Origin of the sequence: Streptomyces roseirectus, from assembly GCF_014489635.1 — a bacterium.
Taxonomy (GTDB): domain Bacteria; phylum Actinomycetota; class Actinomycetes; order Streptomycetales; family Streptomycetaceae; genus Streptomyces; species Streptomyces roseirectus.
On sequence record NZ_CP060828.1, the window covers coordinates 7,493,378 to 7,516,345 of the forward strand.

General features: G+C 70.1%; 21 protein-coding genes. 17 read left to right on the top strand and 4 right to left on the bottom strand.

Annotation, left to right across the window (positions count from 1 at the left end; all coding sequences use genetic code 11):
* Window positions 1-55: 55 nt before the first annotated feature.
* Both IAG44_RS32230 and IAG44_RS32235 read left to right on the top strand, forming a co-directional pair.
* Window positions 56-751 (top strand): HAD family hydrolase, encoded by a 696-nt coding sequence (locus IAG44_RS32230; RefSeq protein ID WP_187750603.1) that lies wholly within the window; start codon window positions 56-58, stop codon window positions 749-751.
* A 355-nt stretch (window positions 752-1,106) separates the two neighbouring features.
* Window positions 1,107-2,687: an ABC transporter substrate-binding protein gene (locus tag IAG44_RS32235; RefSeq protein ID WP_187750604.1), complete on the top strand. Its 1,581-nt coding sequence runs from the start codon at window positions 1,107-1,109 to the stop codon at window positions 2,685-2,687.
* Between the two features lie 90 nt (window positions 2,688-2,777).
* On the opposite strand, the gene IAG44_RS32240 is transcribed toward IAG44_RS32235, so the two are convergent.
* A complete protein-coding gene (locus IAG44_RS32240; RefSeq protein ID WP_187750605.1) occupies window positions 2,778-3,449 on the bottom strand; it encodes a response regulator in 672 nt (223 codons plus the stop codon).
* Between the two features lie 613 nt (window positions 3,450-4,062).
* Entirely contained in the window at window positions 4,063-4,842 is a 780-nt protein-coding gene (locus tag IAG44_RS32245; protein WP_246562203.1) for a RecB family exonuclease, read from the bottom strand.
* Window positions 4,843-5,399: 557 nt separating this feature from the next.
* On the opposite strand from IAG44_RS32245, the gene IAG44_RS32250 reads away from it, so the two are divergent.
* The 3 genes from IAG44_RS32250 to IAG44_RS32260 all read left to right on the top strand — a co-directional run bounded on the left by IAG44_RS32250 (window position 5,400) and on the right by IAG44_RS32260 (window position 8,750).
* Window positions 5,400-7,028 carry a site-2 protease family protein gene (locus tag IAG44_RS32250; RefSeq protein ID WP_187750606.1) on the top strand — a complete coding sequence of 543 codons (1,629 nt, stop codon included), beginning with the start codon at window positions 5,400-5,402 and terminating at the stop codon, window positions 7,026-7,028.
* Window positions 7,029-7,069: 41 nt separating this feature from the next.
* On the top strand, window positions 7,070-7,975 hold the full coding sequence (locus IAG44_RS32255; RefSeq protein WP_187750607.1) for a tRNA (adenine-N1)-methyltransferase: 906 nt from the start codon (window positions 7,070-7,072) through the stop codon (window positions 7,973-7,975).
* Window positions 7,976-8,171: 196 nt separating this feature from the next.
* Window positions 8,172-8,750, top strand: a complete 579-nt coding sequence (locus tag IAG44_RS32260; protein WP_187750608.1) for a hypothetical protein — start codon at window positions 8,172-8,174, stop codon at window positions 8,748-8,750.
* Window positions 8,751-8,795: 45 nt separating this feature from the next.
* Here IAG44_RS32260 and IAG44_RS32265 read toward each other — a convergent pair whose 3' ends face one another.
* Window positions 8,796-9,101: a ferredoxin gene (locus IAG44_RS32265; protein WP_187750609.1), complete on the bottom strand. Its 306-nt coding sequence runs from the start codon at window positions 9,099-9,101 to the stop codon at window positions 8,796-8,798.
* Window positions 9,102-9,353: 252 nt separating this feature from the next.
* On the opposite strand from IAG44_RS32265, the gene arc reads away from it, so the two are divergent.
* The 6 genes from arc to prcA all read left to right on the top strand — a co-directional run bounded on the left by arc (window position 9,354) and on the right by prcA (window position 15,437).
* Window positions 9,354-11,120, top strand: a complete 1,767-nt coding sequence (gene arc, locus IAG44_RS32270) for a proteasome ATPase (RefSeq protein ID WP_187750610.1) — start codon at window positions 9,354-9,356, stop codon at window positions 11,118-11,120.
* A gap of 272 nt (window positions 11,121-11,392) precedes the next feature.
* Window positions 11,393-12,904, top strand: coding sequence for a depupylase/deamidase Dop (gene dop / locus IAG44_RS32275; RefSeq protein ID WP_343075755.1), 1,512 nt, complete (start codon window positions 11,393-11,395; stop codon window positions 12,902-12,904).
* A gap of 154 nt (window positions 12,905-13,058) precedes the next feature.
* Window positions 13,059-13,277: a ubiquitin-like protein Pup gene (locus tag IAG44_RS32280; protein WP_187750611.1), complete on the top strand. Its 219-nt coding sequence runs from the start codon at window positions 13,059-13,061 to the stop codon at window positions 13,275-13,277.
* Between the two features lie 309 nt (window positions 13,278-13,586).
* Window positions 13,587-13,820: an endonuclease VII domain-containing protein gene (locus IAG44_RS44835; RefSeq protein WP_319726289.1), complete on the top strand. Its 234-nt coding sequence runs from the start codon at window positions 13,587-13,589 to the stop codon at window positions 13,818-13,820.
* The gene (gene prcB / locus IAG44_RS32290; protein ID WP_187750613.1) at window positions 13,772-14,617 is read left to right on the top strand and encodes a proteasome subunit beta; all 846 of its coding nucleotides are present in this window, start codon (window positions 13,772-13,774) and stop codon (window positions 14,615-14,617) included. Before IAG44_RS44835 ends, prcB begins: the two co-directional genes overlap by 49 nt.
* Window positions 14,618-14,678: 61 nt before the next feature.
* Entirely contained in the window at window positions 14,679-15,437 is a 759-nt protein-coding gene (gene prcA, locus IAG44_RS32295) for a proteasome subunit alpha (protein WP_187750614.1), read from the top strand.
* Between the two features lie 34 nt (window positions 15,438-15,471).
* Here the strand turns inward: prcA and IAG44_RS32300 are convergent, their stop codons facing one another.
* The gene (locus IAG44_RS32300; RefSeq protein WP_187750615.1) at window positions 15,472-16,503 is read right to left on the bottom strand and encodes a LacI family DNA-binding transcriptional regulator; all 1,032 of its coding nucleotides are present in this window, start codon (window positions 16,501-16,503) and stop codon (window positions 15,472-15,474) included.
* Window positions 16,504-16,630: 127 nt separating this feature from the next.
* Here IAG44_RS32300 and IAG44_RS32305 point away from each other — a divergent pair, with 127 nt between their 5' ends.
* From IAG44_RS32305 to IAG44_RS32330, 6 genes are all read left to right on the top strand, one after another.
* A complete protein-coding gene (locus IAG44_RS32305; RefSeq protein ID WP_187750616.1) occupies window positions 16,631-17,899 on the top strand; it encodes an MFS transporter in 1,269 nt (422 codons plus the stop codon).
* Between the two features lie 9 nt (window positions 17,900-17,908).
* Window positions 17,909-19,270 carry a Pup--protein ligase gene (gene pafA, locus IAG44_RS32310; RefSeq protein WP_187750617.1) on the top strand — a complete coding sequence of 454 codons (1,362 nt, stop codon included), beginning with the start codon at window positions 17,909-17,911 and terminating at the stop codon, window positions 19,268-19,270.
* Between the two features lie 127 nt (window positions 19,271-19,397).
* The gene (locus tag IAG44_RS32315) at window positions 19,398-20,408 is read left to right on the top strand and encodes an FKBP-type peptidyl-prolyl cis-trans isomerase (protein WP_187750618.1); all 1,011 of its coding nucleotides are present in this window, start codon (window positions 19,398-19,400) and stop codon (window positions 20,406-20,408) included.
* Window positions 20,409-20,467: 59 nt separating this feature from the next.
* A complete protein-coding gene (locus IAG44_RS32320; protein WP_187750619.1) occupies window positions 20,468-20,839 on the top strand; it encodes an FKBP-type peptidyl-prolyl cis-trans isomerase in 372 nt (123 codons plus the stop codon).
* A 130-nt stretch (window positions 20,840-20,969) separates the two neighbouring features.
* Window positions 20,970-21,947 carry a helix-turn-helix transcriptional regulator gene (locus IAG44_RS32325; RefSeq protein WP_187750620.1) on the top strand — a complete coding sequence of 326 codons (978 nt, stop codon included), beginning with the start codon at window positions 20,970-20,972 and terminating at the stop codon, window positions 21,945-21,947.
* Window positions 21,948-21,964: 17 nt separating this feature from the next.
* Entirely contained in the window at window positions 21,965-22,957 is a 993-nt protein-coding gene (locus IAG44_RS32330; RefSeq protein WP_187750621.1) for a helix-turn-helix transcriptional regulator, read from the top strand.
* Window positions 22,958-22,968 lie beyond the last annotated feature (11 nt).

Consider the following 22,968-nt stretch of genomic DNA (forward strand, 5'->3'; position numbering starts at 1 on the left):
TCTGCGCACAGCAGGGACCGCGACCGGCCTGCTCGTCCCTCCAAGGAGGCAGTGGATGACCAGTACGGTCCCCGCACCCGCAGCGATCACCGCCGAGGGCTCCGCCCTCCAGGCCGTCCTCCTCGACATGGACGGCACCCTGGTGGACACCGAAGGCTTCTGGTGGGACATCGAGGTCGAGATCTTCAAACGCCTCGGCCACACCCTCGACGACGCCTGGCGGCACGTCGTGGTCGGCGGACCCATGAGCCGCAGCGCCGGCTTCCTCATCGAGGCCACCGGCGCCGACATCACCCTCGACGAACTCTCCGGCCTGCTCAACGACGGCTTCGAGGAGCTGATCGGCCAGGCCCTGCCCCTCATGCCCGGCGCCGCCCGCCTGCTCACCGAACTCGCCGCGCACGACGTGCCGACCGCCCTGGTCTCCGCCTCCCACCGGCGCATCATCGACCGCGTCCTGACCGCCCTCGGCCCCCACCACTTCCGCCTCAGCGTCGCCGGCGACGAGGTCACCCGCACCAAGCCCCACCCCGAGCCCTATCTCCTCGCCGCCACCCGCCTCGGCGTGGATCCGGCCAGATGCGCCGTCGTCGAGGACACCGCGACCGGCGTCGCCGCCGCCGAGGCCGCGGGCTGCCAGGTCGTCGCCGTACCCTCCGTCGCACCCATCGCCCCCGCCGCCCGCCGCACCGTCGTCCCGTCCCTGGAACACGTCGACGTGACATTCCTGCGCGCCCTCGTCACCCACTGACCGGAAAGCGGGACAGCGCCGGTGGCCAGGCAATTCACGGAAGGCGACGGAAGGCACCGGAACGGAATTCGGCACGCCCCGAATTCCGGGGGAACGGCCGAAACACCGCCCCACCCCTCATGTGACGTTCCCCACTCACAAAAGCCTTTTCCGGCCCGGACCGGCCCGCCCAAGTGTCCCGATTCATGAACCGCTGCACGAAACATGCCGGGCCCGATTCTCCGATCCGTCGGCTTTCGGCTCCACAGCGTGAGGAACCGTCAACTCCGCTCCCCGCAAGTCGACGCGCGGACGCCCACTAACCTCGTACAGAACCACCCCGAGACCTCCGCGTCCGACGACAAGGCACGTACACGTGAACAAGCGCACCCAGTGGCCGGTCCTCCCGATCGTGGCAGGGCTCGCCTCCGGCCTGTTGACCGGCTGCGGCTCCGAGAGCGGCTCCTCCGGAGGCAGTGGCTCCTCCGTGGTCATGGGGATGTCCGACGACGTCCTCGCCACGGACCCCGCCTCCGGCTACGACCCCGGCTCCTGGCTGCTGTTCAACAACGTCTTCCAGTCCCTCCTCTCCTTCCCCAAGGGCGGCACCGACCCCGAACCGGACGCCGCGAAGGAATGCACCTTCAGCGACACCGAGACCAAGGTCTACGAGTGCACCCTGAAGTCCGGACTGAAGTTCAGCAACGGCGACTCCCTCACCTCCGAGGACGTCAAGTTCTCCTTCGAACGCATGCTGAAGATCAACGACGAGTCCGGCCCCGCGATCATGTTCCCCATGCTCGACAAGGTCGAGGCCCCCGACGAACACACCGTCGTCTTCCGCCTCAAGGTCCCCGACGCCACCTTCCCCAGCAAACTCGCCTCCGGCGCCGGCTCCATCGTCAACCACGAGCAGTACGACGCGGACGGGCTGCGCAAGGACGACAAGGCCATCGGCTCCGGCCCCTACAAGCTGGACTCCTTCGACAAGGACCAGGCCGTGTTCTCCGTCAACGAGAACTACAAGGGCAACGCCCAGGTCAAGAACTCCGGCGTCACCCTCAAGTTCTTCCACGGCGACCAGTCCGCCCTCAAGAAGGCCCTCCTCGACGGCAAGGTCGACATCGCCTACCGCGGCCTGACCGCCGCCGACATCACCGACGTCCAGCACAGCGACAACAGCAAGGGCGTCGACGTCGTCGAAGGCACCAGCGCCGAGGTCCAGCACCTCGTCTTCAACATGAAGGACCCCGTCGCCGGGAAACTCCCCGTCCGCAAGGCCATCGCCCACCTCATCGACCGCGACGCCCTCATCAAGGACGTCTACGAGGGCACCGCCGACCCCCTCTTCTCGATCATCCCCGCGGGCATCACCGGCCACAACACCGCCTTCTTCGACCGCTACGGCGCCCGGCCCTCCGTCGAGAAGGCCACCGCCGCCCTGCGCGAAGGCGGCATCACCGACAAGGTCAAGCTCACCCTCTGGTCCACGCCCTCCCGCTACGGCCCCGCCACCGACCAGGAGCTCAAGACCATCGCCGGCCAGCTCAACGCCAGCGGCCTGTTCGACGCCGACGTCAAGTCCGTCCCCTTCGACAAGTACGAGAAGGACATCGAGGCCGGCAAGTACGGCGTCTACGTCAAGGGCTGGGTCCCCGACTACCCCGACGCCGACAACTTCACCGCCCCCTTCTTCGGCGAGGGCAACGTCCTCAACAACCACTACACGAACGAGACCATCACCGGCACGCTCATCCCCCGCACCGCCGCCGTCACCGACCGCGCCGCCACCGACCGCGACTACGGCCACCTCCAGGACATCGTCGCCGACCAGCTCCCCGTCCTGCCCGTCTGGCAGGCCAAGCAGTACGCCGTCACCCGCGAGAACGTCTACGGCCTGGAGTACTGCCTCGACGCGTCGACCGTCTTCCGCTTCTGGGAACTCAGCAAGGGCTGAAAGCCTTCCGCATGACGACGACGGGGTGCCCCTTTCCCGAAGGGGCACCCCGCGTCGGTCGTCCAAGCAGTGCTTTTACTGCCGGTGCTTCTACTGCGCGCCCGGCCGCACCAACCCGCTCTCGTACGCGTACACCGCCGCCTGCACCCGGTCCCGCAGCCCCAGCTTCGTCAGCACATGACCCACGTGCGTCTTCACCGTCGTCTCGCTCACGAACAGGTCCGCCGCGATCTCCGCGTTCGACAGGCCCCGCGCGACCAGCTTCAACACCTCGACCTCACGGTCCGTCAGCGTGTGCAGCGTGTTGGGGACCGGGTCGTCGCCGGACGGCAGGTGCGTCGCGTACTTGTCCAGCAGCCGTCGCGTGATGCTCGGCGCGAGCATCGCCTCGCCGGCCGCGACCACCCGGATCGCCTGCACCAACTCGTTCGCGGGCGCGTCCTTCAGCAGGAAACCGCTGGCCCCCGCGCGCAACGCCTCCACCACGTACTCGTCCAGGTCGAACGTCGTCAGCACCAGCACCTTCGCCGGGCCGTCCCGCTCCGGGCCCGTGATCTGCCGGGTCGCCTCCACACCGTCCATCCGGGGCATCCGGATGTCCATCAGCACCACATCGGGCTGCAGCGCCCGCACCTGATCCAATGCCTGAAGACCGTCACCGGCCTCCCCCACGACCGCGATGTCCTGCTCCGCCTCCAGAATCATCCGGAAGCCGGTACGCAGCAGCGGCTGGTCATCGACCAGTAGGACGCGGATGGCCACGAAAGTCTCCTTCGCTCGTCCGGGCCCATTCTGCCTTGTACGAACGGTGAAGACCCGACCGGGCTGGGGAGGGGGCGTCGGGGGAGTCAGGGGGGCTGTGGAGGCTGGGATGGGAACGCGTATAGGGGTGAGGCTGGGGCGGGGAGAGTGCGGGGGCCCGGGAGGGCGTGGGACCGCTGCACGAGGTGCTGCCGACGCCGGCCGCACGGGGGAGGGTCCGCCGGTCCCCGGCACGGTGACTGTCGCCCGCCGCGGCCAAGGGACCTCGGACGCCGGTCCCTGCCCGGACAGCCTCCACGGCTCAGGAACGTCCGCGCCCCGGACGCCGGGCCCGACCCCCGGCGACACCGAGGGCCCTCGGACACCGGCCTCGGCCTCCCGGCGTCGCCAGCACCTCCTGCGGTGGCCCCACGCCCTCCCGGGCTTCATGCCCTCCCCGCCCCATGTCCTCCCGGGCCCTCTCGGCCCCCGGGCTCTCTCGGCCCCCCCCCACACCCTCCCCGCCCCCATGTCTTCCCTGCCCCCACACTCTCCCTGCCCCCACACTCTCCCGGCCCTCGCGCCCTCCCGGGCCCGGGGCCGGCCCCTCCGCTGGGGAGAGGGAGCGGGCGGGCTACTGCTGGGGCTGGGGTTCCCGGAGGGGGAGGGGGTACGGCGGGGGTGTGCCGCCGAATTCCGGGCAGTGGGACTGGTGGTCGCACCAGCCGCAGAGCTTGGTGGGGCGGGGACGCCAGTCGCCGGTGCGGGTGGCCTCGGTGATCGCCTCCCAGAGCGCGAGGAGCTTGCGTTCGACGCGTTCGAGGTCGGCGGGAGTGGGGTCGTACGTGAGGACGTCGCCACTGCCGAGGTACACGAGCTGGAGCCGGCGCGGGATCACCTTCTTCAGCCGCCACACCACCAGCGCGTAGAACTTCATCTGGAACAGCGCCCCCTCCGCGTACTCGGGGCGCGGCGCCTTGCCCGTCTTGTAGTCGACGATCCTGACCTCACCCGTCGGCGCGACGTCGACCCGGTCGATGATCCCGCGCAACGTCAGCCCCGAATCCAGCTCGGCCTCGACGAACAGCTCCCGCTCGGCCGGCTCCAACCGCGTCGGATCCTCCAACGTGAACCACCGCTCCACCAGCCCCTCCGCCTCCCCGAGCCACCGCGCGAGCCGCGCCCCCTCAGGGTCGTCCGCGAACAGCTCGGCGACCTCCGGACGGCTCTCCCGCAGCCGCTCCCACTGCCCCGGCACCAACCCCTTCGCCCTCGGCACCGTCCGCTCCCCGGCCGGCGCGTCGAACAGCCGCTCCAGCACCGAGTGCACCAGCGTCCCCCGGGTCGCCGCCTCACTCGGCTTCTCCGGCAGCCGGTCGATCACCCGGAACCGGTACAGCAGCGGACACTGCATGAAGTCACTGGCCCGCGAAGGAGAAAGCGAACTGGGCACGGAGGAACGAGACCGAGAGCCCGCCGGGGGAGAGACGACAGGGGAGGCCGCAGCGCCGGCGGACCCCTCCGAGACGGCCGCGCCACGACCGACGGCGGACAGCACACCGTCCGCAGCCCCCTCGACATGCGAACCCCCCGCAGACCCCCCGGCACGCGCGGCCCCCGCGGACTCCCCACCCGGCCCACCCACCCGCGCGAGCAGAGCCGCCACCGCGTCCGCGGCTCTCCCGGAAGCAGTCACGCCGGAAGCGGCCACCCCGCCCCCGGCCTCCCCCTCCGGCACACACGCCCGCGCACCCACCCCGTCACGCCCCTCTGCCACACCCTCGCTGCTGCTCTCCATGCCCCAGACCATACGACCCACCACTGACAGTCACCCACTCCCGCCGTCCCGACCCCGACGGGCGGGCAAACACAGGGGGTGCCGGGGCGGAACGCGCCGCGACGGCCGCATACCATCGGTCGAAGACCCTTCCGCCCGGCAGGAGCGGGAGACCTTTCGATCGAGGGGACACCGTGGTGGAAAGCGGCGGGAGCGGCCAGCCGCGGCCGGACAACGAACAGCCGACCGAGCACCCCTCCGACGACCCCACACCGCAGTCGGACGAGACCCCCCGCCCGTCCGACGAGCAGCCCACCCCTCCCGCGCCCGCCGACTCCCGGACGGACGAAGCCGACACCCCGGCCGACGACCCGACCCCACCCCCGGCGGCCAAGTCCCCCCAGCCCCCGGCCCCGGAGGAGCAAGAGGAGAAAGCGGATACCACCCCCGCCGACCCCCCTCACGACGACGCCACACGCCAGATCCGCCTCCCCGCGAAACCCCCTGCCACCCCCGGCCCCGAGGCCGAACCCCCCGCGACCCCCCGGACCCAGCCCCAGCCCCCGGCCCTCACCCCCGACCTGCACCCCGACCGCCCCCACGCCCACAGCGGCACCGGCGGAGCGAGCAGCACCGGTGGTGCCGGCAAGAAGGAAGCCGAGAAAGCGCGCGAACCCCGCAGCGGCATCCTGATGGGCCGCCCCTTCGGCGTGCCCGTGTACGTCGCCCCCAGCTGGTTCCTGGTCGCCGCCCTGATCACCTGGGTGTTCGGCGGCCAACTGGACCGCGTGCTGCCGGAACTCGGCGCGGGCCGCTACCTCGTCGCCCTGTTCTTCGCCGTCGCGTTCTACGCCTCCGTCCTGGTCCACGAACTCGCCCACACCGTCGCCGCCCTCCGCTTCAAGCTCCCGGTCCGCCGCATCCAGCTCCAGTTCTTCGGCGGCGTCTCGGAGATCGAGAAGGAGGCGGAGACCCCGGGCCGCGAGTTCTGGCTCGCGTTCGTCGGCCCGCTGCTGTCCCTCGTCCTGTCCGGCGTGTTCTACCTGGCGATGCTGCTGGTCGACCCCGGCACGGTCCCCGGCGTCCTGCTGGCCGGCCTGATGATCTCCAACCTCATCGTGGCGATCTTCAACCTCCTCCCCGGCCTCCCCCTGGACGGCGGACGGATGCTGCGCGCCGTCGTCTGGAAGATCACCGGCAAGCCGATGACCGGCACCATCGCCGCCGCCTGGGTCGGCAGGGCGCTCGCCGTCTCCGTCCTGATCGGCCTGCCCCTGCTCACCCAGTCCGGCGCGCTCGGCACCACCGCCGAGGACAGCGTCGGCATGGACACCGTCACCGACGCCCTGCTCGCCGCGATCCTCGCCGCGATCATCTGGACCGGCGCCGGCAACAGCCTGCGCATGGCGCGCCTGCGCGAACACCTCCCGGAGCTGCGCGCCCGCAACCTCACCCGCCGCGCGGTCCCCGTCGAGACGGACACCCCCCTCTCCGAGGCCCTGCGCCGCGCGAACTCCGCGGGCGCGCGCGCCCTCGTCGTCGTGGACGCCCAGGGCGAACCCCTCTCGCTGGTCCGCGAGGCCGCCATCGTCGGCGTCCCCGAGCACCGCCGCCCCTGGGTCGCCGTCAGCGGCCTCGCCCAGGACCTCACCGACGGCATGCGCGTCTCCGCCGAACTCGCCGGCGAGGACCTGCTCGACGTCCTGCGCGCCACCCCCGCCACCGAGTACCTGGTCGTCGAGGACACCGGCGAGATCTACGGCGTCCTGTCCGCCGCCGACGTCGAACGCGCCTTCGTGAGGGCCATGGCCCGCCCCAGCTGACGGTGGTCGGCGGCCTCCACAAACCCCGGTAGGCTGTTCACATGTCCGAACCGACCGGTGCCGCCCGCAGGCGCGGGCCCTTCAAGGTCGGGGACCAGGTTCAGCTGACCGACCCCAAGGGCCGTCACTACACGTTCACGCTCGAAGCCGGGAAGAACTTCCACACCCACAAGGGTTCCTTCCCGCACGACGAACTGATCGGCGCACCCGAGGGCAGCGTTGTCCGCACCACCGGGAACGTCGCCTACCTCGCGCTGCGCCCCCTGCTCCCCGACTACGTCCTGTCCATGCCCCGCGGGGCAGCCGTCGTCTACCCGAAGGACGCGGGGCAGATCCTCGCCTTCGCCGACATCTTCCCCGGCGCGCGCGTCGTCGAGGCCGGCGTCGGCTCCGGCTCGCTCAGCAGCTTCCTGCTGCGCGCCATCGGCGACCAGGGCATGCTGCACAGCTACGAGCGCCGCGAGGACTTCGCGGAGATCGCCCAGCAGAACGTGGAGCGCTACTTCGGCGGCCCCCACCCCGCCTGGCAGCTCACCGTGGGCGACCTCCAGGACAACCTGTCCGACACGGACGTCGACCGCGTCATCCTCGACATGCTCGCTCCCTGGGAGTGCCTGGAGGCCGTCTCCAAGGCCCTCGTCCCCGGCGGCATCCTCTGCTGCTACGTCGCGACCACCACCCAGCTCGCGCGGACCGTCGAGTCCATCCGCGAGATCGGCTCCTTCAACGAGCCGACCGCCTGGGAGTCGATGATCCGCAACTGGCACATCGAGGGCCTGGCCGTCCGCCCCGACCACCGGATGATCGGCCACACCGGCTTCCTCCTGACCGCCCGCCGCCTCGCGGACGGCGTCGAGCCCCCCATGCGCCGCCGCCGCCCCGCCAAGGGCGCCTACGGCGAGGACTACACGGGCCCCAACGCCGACGGCGGCACGGGAGACCGCTAGCCCGGCGCACGCGTACGGCGCCGCGGCCCAGTTCCCGTCAACCGGAACCGGGCCGCGGCGCCGACCTGTTGGCGAGCCGCACGGCCCTCACCCCCACCGTTCCACCGCCCCGCCCCCCTGTGGCACGATGCTGGCACTCCCGCCCCTCTTCGGCACCGCCCCCTTTCGGCACAGCCCCCTCAGGAGACGCGCACTCGTGCAGCAACCCGTCGTCCCGGAACTGGCCCACACCCACACCCGCCCCATCCACTGGCTCGCGACCGCCACCGCGCTCGCCGGCGTCGTCGCCCTCTCCTCGGTGATCCAGCCCGACCCCGCGACCGCCGCCCAGCCCACCGCCGGGACGACCGCGGACGACAGACCCGCCGCCGTCGCCCCCTCGGTCGCCGGCGTGGACTTCCCCCTCGACTGCGGCCCCGTCAAAGCCCTCGTCGTGAAACAGGCGGCCGGCGATCTGGACGGCGACGGACGGCCGGAAACCGTCGCCGTCGTCCACTGCGACGCCCCCATGGGCACCCCGCCCGACTCCGTGTACGTCATCACGCGCGGCGCGAAGGACGACGCCCCGCGCGTCGTCGCCACCCTCGTCGGCCCCAAGGACGGCAACACGGTCACCTCGGTCGCCGTCACCGACGGCGCCGTCCGCGCCTCCCTGCTCGGCTACTCCACGTCGGACGTGCCCCGTTGCTGCCCCGACGTCAAGAGCGAGGCCCAGTGGCGATGGAAGGACCACAGGTTCGTCCGCTCGACCCCCGCGGGCACGCGCACCGTCTGAAACGAGCCACCCGGGAAGCCGCACCGACGCGGGGTGAGTGAACGCTCACTCCGCGTCCGGGCCGTACACCTCCACCCTGTCCGAAACACGCCGCACATGGATGCACTCACCCGGGCACTCCCGAGCCGAATCCACCACATCCGTCAGCAACGGCAACGGAACCGGCACCACCGCGCCCGGCTCCGACAACAGTTCGTCACCCGCCCCGCGCACGTACGCCAGACCATCGATGTCCAGCTCGAACACATCCGGCGCGTACTGCGCGCAGATCCCGTCCCCCGTGCAGAGATCCTGGTCGATCCAGACCTCCAGAGCGTCACCGGCGACACCGGCCTCCCGCAGCACGTCCATCTCTCCCGCGACTCCCGCCGTTTAACACCGAGCCCCACGGGAACCATGCAGGCTCTGACCGCCGTTGAACACTTCGACCCTACCTGGACCGGCTTCCCAATCATGTTCGGTGGGTATTCCCCTGGCGTGAGGGAGAGCGCAAGGGTGAAGATCGGACACACCCCGACCGTCTTTGTGATCTAGGGGTTTCAACCGACACCCACCCAGGTAGGGTCTGGAAGCGTCCAGCTCCCCATGGAGGAGGTGAGGACCGTGGCAGCCCACGACGACGACATGAACCGCGGCATCCGCCCGGGACGAGGGTCCGACGACCCGTCCGGGCAGATCGCATACCTTGAGCAGGAGATCGCCGTCCTGCGCCGCAAGCTCGCCGACTCTCCGCGGCACACGAGGATTCTCGAAGAGCGGATCGTCGAGCTACAGACCAACCTGGCCGGCGTGTCCGCCCAGAACGAACGACTCGCCAACACACTCCGCGAGGCCCGCGACCAGATCGTCGCCCTCAAGGAAGAGGTCGACCGGCTCGCCCAGCCCCCGGCCGGCTTCGGAGTCTTCCTCCAGGCCACCGAGGACGGCACCGCCGACATCTTCACCGGCGGCCGCAAACTCCGCGTGAACGTCAGCCCGAGCGTCGACCTCGACGACCTCAGGCGCGGCCAGGAAGTGATGCTCAACGAAGCACTCAACGTGGTCGAGGCCATGGAGTACGAGAGCGTCGGCGACATCGTCACCCTCAAGGAGATCCTGGAGGACGGCGAACGCGCCCTGGTCCAGGGCCACACCGACGAGGAACGAGTGGTCCGGCTCGCCGAACCACTCCTCGACGTCACCATCCGCCCCGGCGACGCCCTGCTCCTCGAACCCCGCTCCGGCTACGTCTACGAGGTCGTCCCCAAGAGCGAGGTCGAAGAACTCGTCCTCGAAGAGGTCCCCGACATCGGCTACGAGCAGATCGGCGGCCTCGGCGGACAGATCGAAGCCATCCGCGACGCCGTCGAACTCCCGTACCTGTACCCGGACTTGTTCAAGGAGCACGAACTGCGCCCGCCCAAGGGCGTCCTGCTCTACGGACCCCCCGGATGCGGCAAGACGCTCATCGCCAAGGCCGTCGCCAACTCGCTGGCCAAAAAGGTCGCCGAGGTCACCGGCCAGGCCGCCGGCAAGAGCTTCTTCCTCAACATCAAGGGCCCCGAACTCCTCAACAAGTACGTCGGCGAGACCGAGCGCCAGATCCGCCTCGTCTTCCAGCGGGCGCGTGAGAAGGCCAGCGAGGGTACCCCCGTCATCGTCTTCTTCGACGAGATGGAATCCCTGTTCAGGACCCGCGGCTCCGGCGTCAGCTCCGACGTCGAGAACACCATCGTCCCCCAGCTCCTCGCCGAGATCGACGGCGTCGAGGGCCTGCAGAACGTCGTCGTCATCGGCGCCTCCAACCGCGAGGACATGATCGACCCCGCCATCCTGCGCCCCGGCCGACTCGACGTGAAGATCAAGATCGAGCGCCCCGACGCGGAAGCCGCCAAGGACATCTTCGGCAAGTACCTGACCGAACGCCTCCCCCTGCACGCCGACGACCTCGGCGAACACGGCGGCAGCAAGACGGTCACCGTCGACAGCATGATCCAGACCGCCGTCGAGCACATGTACGCCGAATCCGAGGAAAACCGCTTCCTCGAAGTCACCTACGCCAACGGAGACAAAGAAGTTCTCTACTTCAAGGACTTCAACTCCGGCGCGATGATCGAAAACATCGTCGGCCGCGCCAAGAAAATGGCGATCAAGGACTTCCTGGAGAAAGAACAGAAGGGCCTGCGCGTCTCCCACCTCCTCCAGGCATGCGTGGACGAGTTCAAGGAGAACGAGGACCTCCCCAACACCACCAACCCGGACGACTGGGCCCGCATCTCCGGAAAGAAGGGCGAGCGGATCGTCTACATCCGCACCCTCATCACCGGAAAGCAGGGGGCCGACACCGGCCGCTCCATCGACACGGTGGCGAACACCGGACAGTACCTGTAAGAAGACAGGGCGGCTGCGGGTGCCCCCGGGGCACTCGCAGCCGCCCTGTTTTACCCACGGAAAAACACAGTTGCAGCAGGCACAACTGAAAAACCGGCCACAAGCCGGAGGCATGCAATGACGCAAATGATCTCCCCGACGGCGCGCAGGCGTTCTAGGCTCTTCCGTACCGCCGAGTCGCACAGTGCGGGGACGGGCACCGCACACGCACCGCAGCACCAGCGGTACTTGAGCGCCGCCCACGAAGGGCGCCGCCGGGCAAGGAGGGCCGCATGACCGTACGGCGAGTAATGGGCATCGAGACGGAGTACGGCATCTCCGTCCCCGGCCACCCCAACGCCAATGCCATGCTCACCTCGTCCCAGATCGTCAACGCATACGCCGCGGCGATGCACCGGGCCCGCCGGGCCCGCTGGGACTTCGAGGAGGAGAACCCCCTGCGCGACGCCCGGGGCTTCGACCTCGCCCGGGAAGCCGCCGACGCCAGCCAGCTCACCGACGAGGACATCGGCCTCGCCAACGTCATCCTCACCAACGGCGCCCGCCTCTACGTCGACCACGCCCACCCCGAGTACAGCTCGCCCGAAGTCACCAACCCGCGCGACGCCGTCCTCTGGGACAAGGCCGGCGAACGCATCATGGCCGAAGCCGCCGAACGAGCCGCCCAACTCCCCGGCGCCCAGCCCATCCACCTCTACAAGAACAACACCGACAACAAGGGCGCCTCCTACGGCACGCACGAGAACTACCTGATGAAGCGCGAGACCGCCTTCTCCGACATCGTGCGCCACCTCACGCCCTTCTTCGTCTCCCGCCAGGTCTTCACCGGCGCCGGACGCGTCGGCATCGGCCAGGACGGCCACGAACACGGCTTCCAGATCAGCCAGCGCGCCGACTACTTCGAGGTCGAGGTCGGCCTGGAGACCACCCTCAAGCGGCCCATCATCAACACCCGCGACGAACCCCACGCCGACGCGGAGAAATACCGGCGCCTGCACGTCATCATCGGCGACGCGAACCTCTCCGAGATCTCGACCTACCTCAAACTCGGCACCACCGCGCTCGTCCTGTCCATGATCGAGGACGGCTTCATCGCCGTCGACCTCGCCGTCGACCAGCCCGTCCGCACCCTCCACCAGGTCTCCCACGACCCCAGCCTCCAGCGCCTCGTCACCCTCCGCAGCGGACGCACCCTCACCGCCGTACAACTCCAGATGGAGTACTACGAGCTCTCCCGCAAGTACGTCGAGGAACGCTACGGCGCCGACGCGGACGACCAGACCAAGGACGTCCTCGCGCGCTGGGAGGACACCCTCACCCGGCTGGAGAACGACCCCATGAGCCTCGCCGGCGAACTCGACTGGGTCGCCAAGAAGGAACTCATGGAGGGCTACCGGCGCCGCGACGACCTCGACTGGGACGCCGCGCGCCTGCACCTCGTCGACCTCCAGTACGCCGACGTACGCGCCGAGAAGGGCCTCTACAACCGGCTCGTGGCCCGTGGGCGCATGAAGCGGCTGCTGGACGAGGGCGAGGTCGAGCGCGCGCGCTCCCAGCCGCCGGAGGACACCCGCGCGTACTTCCGGGGGCGCTGCCTCGACCAGTACGCCGACGACGTCGCCGCCGCCTCCTGGGACTCCGTCATCTTCGACCTCCCCGGGCGCGACAGCCTCCAGCGCGTCCCAACCCTCGAACCGCTACGCGGAACGCGAAATCACGTCAAGGAGCTTCTGGACCGATGCCGCACGGCCGAGGACCTGGTCAGGGTCCTCTCCGGCGGCTGAACACATGATCCCCGCGCACGGGTGGAAACCCCCGCGCCCGGGAATCATCGAGGTGGCCCCCGCACGTTGTACCAACTGCGGGGCCGATGTCGGACCCGGCTTGTAGGGTCTGATCATCACCGACATAGCGGGCGAACTGAGCGGGGTGAAGGTTATGGCGACCAAGGACACCGGCGGCGGCCAGCAGAAGGCGACGCGCTCCACCGAGGAGGTCGAGGAGCAGACCGCGGAGACACAGGGCTCGGAAGACCTCAAGGAACGCCACGAGAAGCTGAGCGACGACGTCGACTCGGTTCTTGACGAAATTGACGATGTCCTCGAGGAGAATGCCGAGGACTTCGTGCGTGGGTTCGTGCAGAAAGGTGGGGAATAGTCCGATTTGCCCCTTCGGGAGGGGAGAGCGGGGGCTTCTGTGTCGGAGGGGCAAGAGGTGAAGCGTTGCTCGCGGTGCAAGGAGGACAAGCCGCGAGCGGCCTTCGCCAGTAACAAGGCGGCGCGGGGCGGCCTTCAGGCGTACTGCCGGGAGTGTTGGTCGGCGTATCACCAGGCTCGGCAACTGGCCAAGGGGAAGAACGTCAGGCCGAGGGTGGAAGCACCTCCGGGGCATAAATACTGTCGCGCCTGCGGGCGGGCCAGGCACCTCAAGCGCAACTACAACCTCACCGAATCTCAGCGGGACGAGATGATCGCGGAGCAGAAGGGGCTGTGTGTCATCTGCCTGAAAGCCCCCGCCGTTCATGTGGATCACTGCCATGAGACGGGTAGGGTCCGTGGCGTACTGTGCTTCAACTGCAATTCGGCCATCGGCAAGTTGGGGGACGACCCCGATGCGGTTCGTCGGGCGGCCTCCTACCTGGAAGGAATCTCGTGGAAGCCAACACTCGTAGCACCGGGCGTCTACCAGCTGCCTTCCTGACGCCTGGGTCCTCGTCGTTCATGGATTTCCTGTCCGAGCACCAGCCGGAACTGCTGCCGGGGAAGCGGCAGTTGCCGCCGGTGCAGGGTGTGGTGGAGGCTCCGCACGGGACGACGATCGTCGCGGTGACGTTCCGGGGCGGGGTGATCCTCGCGGGGGACCGCCGGGCGACGATGGGGAACATGATCGCCCAGCGGGACATCGAGAAGGTGTTCCCGGCGGACGAGTACTCGGCGGTCGGGATCGCCGGCACGGCGGGCCTCGCGGTGGAGATGGTGAAGCTGTTCCAGCTGGAGCTGGAGCACTTCGAGAAGGTGGAGGGCGCGCAGCTCTCGCTGGAGGGCAAGGCGAACCGCCTGTCGACGATGATCAGGTCGAACCTCGGGATGGCGATGCAGGGCCTCGCGGTCGTGCCGCTGTTCGCCGGTTTCGACGTGGACCGCGCGAAGGGCCGCATCTTCAGTTACGACGTGACGGGCGGCCGTTCCGAGGAGCAGAACTTCGCGGCGGTCGGTTCGGGTTCGATCTTCGCGCGGGGCGCGATGAAGAAGCTGTACCACGCGGACCTGTCGGAGTCGGAGGCGACGACGCTGGTGGTGCAGGCGCTGTACGACGCGGCTGACGACGACTCGGCGACGGGTGGCCCGGATGTCGCGCGCCGGATCTACCCGATCGTCACGGTGATCACCGACGAGGGTTTCCGCAGGCTGACGGATGTCGAGTCGGCGGAGATCGCGCGTTCGGTGCTGGAGAAGCGGCTGGAGCAGCCGGACGGCCCGCGGGCCGCGCTGCTGTAGCGGCGGTTCTCGTTTCTTGTCAGGTGATCGTGTGACTTCCACAGAAAGGGACGGGTAACCGGTGTCGACGCCGTTCTATGTCTCCCCCCAGCAGGCGATGGCGGACCGCGCGGAGTACGCCCGTAAGGGCATCGCGCGGGGCCGGAGTCTGGTCGTCCTGCAGTACGCCGACGGCATCGTGTTCGTCGGCGAGAACCCTTCGCGCGCGCTGCACAAGTTCAGCGAGATCTACGACCGGATCGGTTTCGCGGCGGCGGGCAAGTACAACGAGTACGAGAACCTGCGGATCGGCGGTGTGCGCTACGCGGATCTGCGGGGTTACACCTATGACCGGGACGATGTGACCGCGCGGGGTCTGGCGAACGTGTACGCGCAGACGCTGGGCACGATCTTCTCGTCGACGGCGGAGAAGCCGTACGAGGTGGAGCTGGTGGTCGCGGAGGTCGGTGAGACGGTCGAGGGTGACCAGATCTACCGGTTGCCGCACGACGGTTCGATCGTGGACGAGCACGGTTCGGTCGCGGTGGGCGGTAACGCGGAGCTGATCAGCAACTATCTGGACCAGCGTCATCAGGACGGGATGAGCCTGTCGGAGGCGTTGCAGCTGGCGGTGCAGGCGTTGTCGCGGGAGGCGAACGGGACACAGCGGGAGATTCCGGCGGAGCGTCTTGAGGTCGCGGTGCTGGACCGTACGCGTCCGCAGCAGCGGAAGTTCAAGCGGATCGTGGGTCCGCAGTTGTCGCGCCTGTTGGAGGCGGGTGGCCCGGCGACGGAGGCGGAGAGCGCCGAGGACGCGGGCGACGCCGGGGACGGCGAGTAGGCGGCGCGGTCTCCCGTTTCGTGCCCCGGCCGGGTCATCCGGCTGGGGCGCGGGGTTTTTCGGGGGGTGGTGCGGTGGAGCCGCGCACGACGAGGTGGACGGGGATGTCGTCCTGGCCGGGGCTGCGTCCGTCGAGGACGGCGAGGAGGGTGTGCATGCCGCGTTCGCCGAAGAGTTCGGCGTCGAGGCGGACGGTGGTGAGTTCGGGGTCGATGGCGGTGGCGAGGGCGAGGTCGTCGAGGCCGGTGACGGAGAGGTCGTCGGGGATGCGCAGGCCGAGTCGGCGGAGGGCTTTGTAGGCGCCGGCGGCGAGTTTGTCGTCGTCGCAGACCACGGCGGTGGGGTGGGGGCCGTGCTGGAGGGCCTGGACGAGGGCGTCGCGGGCGCCTTCGATGGCGATGGGGGCGTGGGCGGTGCGCAGGGTGGTGCCGGGGACGGTGGCGAGGCGGGTGGCGAGGGCGTCGGCGCGGACCTGGAAGGTCCAGGAGGGGACGTCGGCCGCGAGGTGGAGGAAGTGGCGGTGGCCGAGGCCGAGGAGGTGGTCGGCGACCTGGCGGGTGCCGTCGGCGATGTCGAGGTTGACGGTGGCGGCGCCGAGGCTGCCGTGGGGGTCGCTGTCGAGCATGACGAGGGGGAGTTGGTCGCCGCGGATGGCGGTGAGGGCGTCGGCGGCCATGGAGGAGGCGATGACGCCGTCGAGGGCGGTCTGGGCGCTGGCGAAGGGGTCGCGGGCGGGGCCGACGCCTTCGGGGGAGGGGTAGAGGACGACGCCGAAGCCGTGCTGGGCGGCGACGCGGGCGGCGCCGGTGTAGACGCCGGCGAAGAACTCGGTGGTGAGCGCGGGGACGACGAGCAGGACGGTGCGGGTGTGGCCGAGGCGGAGGTTGCGGGCGGCGAGGTTGGGGCGGTAGCCGAGGTCGCGGGCGGCCTGGCGGACGCGTTCGGCGGTGGTCTCGGCGACGCGGCCGCGCCATTTGTCGCCGAGGACGAGGGAGACGGCGGCCTGGGAGACTCCGGCGGCCTGGGCGACGTCGCGGCTCGTGGGGCGCGTGGTGTTGCGTGCCACCTTGGGGCTGCCTCCGGTTGTGGGTCGTTCGCCTCCGGGCGCTCCGGTCTCGGTCTGGACCGGTTGTCTTGGGTCATGCTACGTATGACCCCGGACGTTATACGTAACACTGATGGCGGGAGGCGGGATGGCCGGGGGACTGGCGGGTTACGCGGAGGTCGTGCGGGCGCGGTACGCGGCACGGCTGCTGGCCGGGACGCTGGTGGGGCGGCTGCCGTGCGCGACGGCGGCGGTCACGATCGTGCTGTTCGCGCGCGCGGAGGGCGCCACCTACAGCCTGGCCGGTGTGCTGGCGGCGGTGTACGGGGTGGCGAACGCGGTGGGACAGCCGCTGCTGGGACGGCTGGTGGACCTGCGCGGACAGCCGAAGGTGCAGTTGCCGGCGGCGGTGGGCGCGGCGGCGGCGATGGCGGTGTTCGCCTGGAGCGGCCTGGACCCCCTGTGGCAGGCGTACACGGCCGTGGTGGTCTCGGGGCTGCTGACACCGCCGCTGGAGGGCGGGCTGCGGGCGCTGTGGCCGTCGGTGCTCAAGCGCGAGGAGCAGGTGCACACGGCGTACGCGATGGACGCGGTCGCGCAGGAGGTGATGTTCACGCTGGGGCCGCTGCTGGTGACGGTGTGCGTGTCGGTGTGGTCGGAGCGGGCGGCGCTGCTGGTGATCAACGCGGTGGGCGTGCTGGGGGCGCTGTCGGTGGTGGTGTCGCCGCCCGCGCGCGCGTGGCGCTCGGCACCGCGCGAGGCGCACTGGCTGGGCGCGCTGCGCTCGCCCGCGCTGCTGGCGCTGCTGGGGGCGTGCGTGTTCGTGGGGGTCGCGCTGGGGTCGATCACGGTGGCGTCGGTGCCGTACGCGGACGAGCACGGCGGGGACGTGGTGTACGGCTGGCTGATGGCGGCGATCGGGTTCGGCGCGCTGGTCGGCGGGACGGTGTACGGGGCGCGGTCGTGGCGGGGTCCGGCGGAGCGGCGGCTGGTGGTGATCGTGGCGCTGCTGGCGGTGTGCTACGTGCCGTTGACGCTGCGGCCGGGGGCGCCGGCGATGGTGGCGCTGACGGTGCTCGCGGGGGTGTTCCTGGCGCCGGCGCTGACGTGCGCGTTCGTCCTGGTGGACCGGTACGCGCCGCGTGGGACGGTGACGGAGGCGTTCTCGTGGCTGGTGACGATGTTCACGGTGGGGCAGTCGGCGGGGGCGGGTCTCGCGGGGCCGGTCGTGGAGGCGGGGGGCACGCTGTGGGGGTTCGCGGTGCCCTCTCTCGCGGGTGGTGCCGCGTTGCTGGTTTTGCTGGCGACGAGGAGGGTAATGGCAGTGCCGGCCGCTGACGGGGTGGTTGTGGTGTCGTCGGAAAATGATCCGAACCGTGCTGCCGAACCCCGTTTCAGTTCGGGGGATCGGGCGTAATGTTCAGTCATGGACCGCCGCATTTTCGGGCTGGAGAACGAGTACGGCGTCACGTGCACGTTCAGGGGACAGCGGCGTCTGTCTCCTGACGAGGTGGCGCGGTACCTCTTCCGCCGTGTCGTGTCATGGGGCCGCAGCAGCAATGTCTTTCTGCGGAACGGAGCCCGCCTCTATCTCGATGTGGGTTCGCACCCTGAATACGCGACACCCGAATGTGACAACGTGACCGAGCTGGTCACTCACGACAAGGCCGGCGAGCGCATTCTCGAAGGACTTCTGGTGGACGCGGAACGGCGCCTGCACGAGGAGGGAATCGCGGGCGACGTCTACCTCTTCAAGAACAACACGGACTCGGCCGGGAACTCCTACGGCTGCCACGAGAACTATCTGGTGGCACGGCACGGGGAGTTCTCCCGGCTCGCGGACATCCTGATCCCGTTCCTGGTGACGCGTCAGCTGCTGTGCGGCGCGGGCAAGGTGCTGCAGACGCCGCGTGGTGCGGTGTACTGCGTGAGCCAGCGGGCGGAGCACATCTGGGAGGGCGTCTCGTCGGCGACGACCCGTTCGCGGCCGATCATCAACACGCGTGACGAGCCGCACGCGGACGCGGAGCGCTACCGCCGTCTGCATGTGATCGTGGGCGACTCGAACATGTCGGAGACGACGATGCTGCTGAAGGTCGGCGCGACCGACCTGGTGCTGCGGATGATCGAGGCGGGCACGGTGATGCGGGACCTGACGCTGGAGAACCCGATCCGGGCGATCCGCGAGGTCAGTCACGACATCACGGGCCGGCGCAAGGTGCGTCTGGCGAGCGGGCGCGAGGCGTCGGCGCTCGAGGTGCAGCGCGAGTACTACGAGAAGGCCGTCGACTTCTGTGAGCGGCGCGGTATCCGGACGGGCACGGTCGAGCAGGTGCTCGAACTGTGGGGCCGGACGCTGGACGCGATCGAGGCGGAGGACCTGGACCGGATCGGCACCGAGATCGACTGGGTGATGAAGTACAAGCTCATCGAGCGGTACCGGGCCAAGCACAACATGACGATGTCGCATCCGCGCGTGGCGCAGATCGACCTCGCCTACCACGACATCCACCGTCGCCGGGGTCTGTACTACCTGCTGGAGCGCAAGGGGCAGGCGGCGCGGATCTGTGACGACCTGAAGATCTTCCAGGGCAAGTCGGTGCCGCCGCAGACCACCCGGGCCCGGCTGCGGGGCGACTTCATCCGGCGGGCGCAGGAGCAGCGCCGGGACTTCACGGTGGACTGGGTGCACCTGAAGCTGAACGACCAGGCACAGCGGACGGTGCTGTGCAAGGACCCCTTCCGGTCGGTGGACGACCGGGTCGAGAAACTGATCGCCGGGATGTGACCGACCCTTTCCGGTGACAGGCCGGAACGCAACACGGGCGCCGTACGTTTCCAGTACGGCGCCCTTTGCACGCCGTAGAGTTGCGCGCACGCCATCCACAAGATCGACCGATTACGAGGCTTCCACCGTGCGCCGACGTTCCCTCATCCTGGCCGCCGTCCCCGCGGGGCTGGTCACGCTCGCCGGCTGCGGCGACGACAAGTCCGACTCGAACAAGGCGAGCGACAGCGTGTCGCCGTCCGCCTCGGACTCGGCGTCGTCGGCGGCCCCCGCGCCGAAGATCGTGGACGGTCCGCTGCCGGCCGTGACGGCGGGTCAGAAGGTCGGCGAGAAGCCGACGGTGGCCAAGGGCAGCGGCACCCCGTCCGACCAGCTCGCGGTGAAGACGCTGGTCGCGGGCGGCGGGAAGACGATCGCGGAGAAGGACTACGTGTGGGCCAACTACCTGGGCCAGATCTGGGACACGGGCAAGGTCTTCGACAACTCCTACGACCGCAAGACCCCGCTGTTCATCCAGCTCGCGCAGGGCAGCATCATCGACGGCTGGCGGTACGCGCTCGCGGGCAAGAAGACCGGCAGCCGCGTCGAGTTCTCCGTCCCGCCGACCTGGGGGTACGGCTCGCAGGGCCAGTCCCAGGCGGGCATCAAGGGCACGGACACGCTGGTGTTCGTGGTGGACGTGCTGGACACGTTCAACGGCACCTCCTCCGCCAAGGGCAAGGACGTCGCGCAGGACGACGCCGCGCTGCCGAAGGTGGGGACGAACACCGACGGGAAGGCGCCGTCCGTCGAGGTCCCGAAGTCGGCGGCGCCCAAGGGCCTGGTGGCGAACTACGTCATCGAGGGCGACGGCCCGGTCGTCAAGGCGGACTCCACGCTGGTCGTGCAGTACAAGGGCGTCGTCTGGGAGACCGGCAAGGAGTTCGACTCCTCGTACCAGCGCAGCGCGCCGACGTCGTTCTCGCTCCAGCAGGTCGTCAAGGGCTGGGCGCAGGGGCTGACCGGCAAGAAGGTCGGCAGCCGTGTCGTCGTCGTGGTGCCGCCCTCGCTGGGCTACGGGGACAACCCGCCGAGCGACTCGGGGATCGGGAAGACGTCGACGATGGTGTTCACGGTGGACATCCTGGCTTCTTCGTGACGCCGCGCGGGATGTAAGACTGTGCGGGTTGCCTTTCTGTGAACAAGCTGGAGTTTGACGTGAGCATCGAGAAGCCCGAGATCGACTTCCCCGAGGGCGAGCCGCCGGCGGACCTTGAGATCAAGGACATCTGGGAGGGTGACGGCCCGGTCGCGCAGGCCGGTCAGAACGTGACCGTGCACTACGTGGGCGTCACCTTCGCGACCGGCGAGGAGTTCGACGCGAGCTGGAACCGCGGTTCCGCGTTCAAGTTCCCGCTGGGCGCCGGCCGGGTCATCAAGGGCTGGGACCAGGGCGTGCAGGGCATGAAGGTCGGCGGCCGTCGCCGGCTGACCATCCCGCCGCACCTGGGCTACGGCGACCAGAGCCCGACCCCGGCGATCCCGGCCGGTTCCACGCTGATCTTCGTGGTCGACCTGATCGCGGTCTGAGCAGCGCACGACCGGTGCTGACCGAGTGGGGCCCATGCCTGTACGGGCATGGGCCCTCGGCTTTTGCCGGGGCGGCGCGGGGCGGTACGGTCATCCGTCGGAAGCACCATAGGAAAGGCGAAGGGCGTCGATGGCCATTGCCAAGGCCGAGCGGCTCATGAACCTGGCGCTGTGTCTGCTGGGGACGCGCAGGCCGCTCAGCAAGCGGGAGTTGCGCGACTCCATCGAGGCATATGTCGAGGCCGGCCGGCCGGGGGAGGGCACGCCGGGCGCGGACGACGCCTTCAACCGGATGTTCGAGCGCGACAAGGACGATCTGCGCGAACTCGGCCTGGTCATCGAGACGGTGGAGAACCTGGACGGCGAGGTCGGCTACCTCGCCCGCAAGGACAGCAACCGGCTGCCGCCCATCACCCTGGACGCCGAGGAGGCCGCGGCGCTCGGGCTCGCCGCGAAGGTGTGGCAGCAGGCGCGCTTCGCCGGCGCCGCCTCGGGCGCGCTGCAGAAGCTGCGCGCGGCCGGCCTGCCGGAGGACGTCGACCCGTACGGCGCGCACAGCGCCCTCGAACCCCACATCCCGGTCCACGAGGCGGCGTTCGAGCCGCTGATGCTGGCGTGCCGCGACCGCCGTCCGGTGGTCTTCGACTACCGGAAGGTGACCGCCGCGCGGCCCGAGACGCGGCATGTGGAGCCGTGGGCGCTGGAGTGCTGGCGCGGGCACTGGTACCTCGCCGGGTACGACCGGGAGCGGGGCGCCGAGCGGGTGTTCAGGCTGTCGCGGATCACGGGGCGGGTGCGGACGCGCGGGAACGGGTTCACCGCGCCGGTGCCGGACGTCGTGACCGTGCGGGAGACCGTCGCGAGCTGGGCCGGGGAGAACGCCGACCGCAGCGCCGTCATCCGGCTGCGGGCGGGCGCCGGGTACCCCCTTCGGGCGAAAGCGACGGCGGTGCGGGAACTCGGGGACGGTTGGGACGAGTTGGAGATTCCGTACGGGCACGGTCTGGACGCCTGGCTGGTGGAGTTCGGGCCGGACGTCGTGGTCGTCGAGCCCGCCGGGCTGCGGGCGGACGTCGTGGACCGGCTGCGGGCCGTGGCCAAGGGCTGAGGGGGCGGGGAGAGAGCATGGCGGGCAAACCGGTACGGCCGGTGAACGCGATCGACCAGACGCGGCGGATGCTGTCGCTGGTGACCTATCTGCGGGAGCGGCCCGGCGCGCGCGTCGAGGACGTGGCGCGGGCGTTCGGGATCAGCGAGGAGGAGCTGGTCGCCGACCTCGACGTCCTGCCGATGTGCGGGACGAGCTTCCGGGGCGGTGACCTCCTGGACATCGACACCGACGGCGAGCACATCTGGTGGCACAACCCGGACGACGTCGCCGAGCCGCTGCGGCTCGCCGCCGACGAGGCGACGGCGCTGCTGGTCGCCGCGCGCGCGGTGGCCACGCTGCCGGGGCTGCGCGAGGGGGACCGGCAGGCGCTGCTGCGGGCCACCGCGAAGGTCGAGACGGCCGCGGGGGAGGCCGCGGGAGCGAGCGCGCGCCTTTCGGTGACGTTCGAGTCCGAGGGCGGGGTCTTCGCCGACGTCGACCGGGCGATCGCCGAGCGGCGCCGGCTGTGGATCCGCTACTACTCGCCCGCGCGCGACGAGGTCACCGAGCGGGAGATCGACCCGATCCGCCTGGTCACCGTCGGGCACACGTACGTCGAGGCGTGGTGCCGCAGGTCCGAGGCGCGGCGGACGTTCCGGCTCGACCGGGTCGCCGAGATCAAGATCCTCGACGAGCCGTCGGCGCCGCCCGAGGTGGAGCTGCGGGACCTGTCGCTGGGGCTCGTGCAGCCCGCCGCCGAGGATCCCGAGGTGGTCGTCGAGGTGGGGCCCGGGGGGCGCTGGGTCGCCGAGTACTACCCCCACGACAGCGCGGACGAGCTGCCGGACGGGGGGTTGCGGATCACCCTGCGCACACCTGATCCGGCGTCGCTGCGGAGGCTCGCGCTGCGGCTCGGCGCGGACGGGCGGATCGTCGCCCCGCAGGATCTCGCGGACAGCGCGCGGCGCGCGGCGCGGGAGGCGCTGGCCGCGTACGAGCAGGTGGAGACGAGGGGAGCGGCTGGGTGAGGGAGTCGGCC

Excerpts from the sequence above, each read along its gene's own strand:
- IAG44_RS32280 (WP_187750611.1), top strand. The coding sequence starts at position 13,059 with ATGGCGACCAAGGACACCGGCGGCGGCCAGCAGAAGGCGACGCGCTCC.
- IAG44_RS32325 (WP_187750620.1), top strand. The coding sequence starts at position 20,970 with ATGGCCATTGCCAAGGCCGAGCGGCTCATGAACCTGGCGCTGTGTCTG.
- IAG44_RS44835 (WP_319726289.1), top strand. The coding sequence starts at position 13,587 with ATGATCGCGGAGCAGAAGGGGCTGTGTGTCATCTGCCTGAAAGCCCCC.
- IAG44_RS32265 (WP_187750609.1), bottom strand. The coding sequence starts at position 9,101 with ATGGACGTGCTGCGGGAGGCCGGTGTCGCCGGTGACGCTCTGGAGGTC.
- IAG44_RS32230 (WP_187750603.1), top strand. The coding sequence starts at position 56 with ATGACCAGTACGGTCCCCGCACCCGCAGCGATCACCGCCGAGGGCTCC.
- dop (WP_343075755.1), top strand. The coding sequence starts at position 11,393 with ATGACCGTACGGCGAGTAATGGGCATCGAGACGGAGTACGGCATCTCC.
- IAG44_RS32245 (WP_246562203.1), bottom strand. The coding sequence starts at position 4,842 with ATGCAGTGTCCGCTGCTGTACCGGTTCCGGGTGATCGACCGGCTGCCG.
- IAG44_RS32305 (WP_187750616.1), top strand. The coding sequence starts at position 16,631 with ATGGCCGGGGGACTGGCGGGTTACGCGGAGGTCGTGCGGGCGCGGTAC.
- IAG44_RS32255 (WP_187750607.1), top strand. The coding sequence starts at position 7,070 with ATGTCCGAACCGACCGGTGCCGCCCGCAGGCGCGGGCCCTTCAAGGTC.
- pafA (WP_187750617.1), top strand. The coding sequence starts at position 17,909 with ATGGACCGCCGCATTTTCGGGCTGGAGAACGAGTACGGCGTCACGTGC.
- IAG44_RS32330 (WP_187750621.1), top strand. The coding sequence starts at position 21,965 with ATGGCGGGCAAACCGGTACGGCCGGTGAACGCGATCGACCAGACGCGG.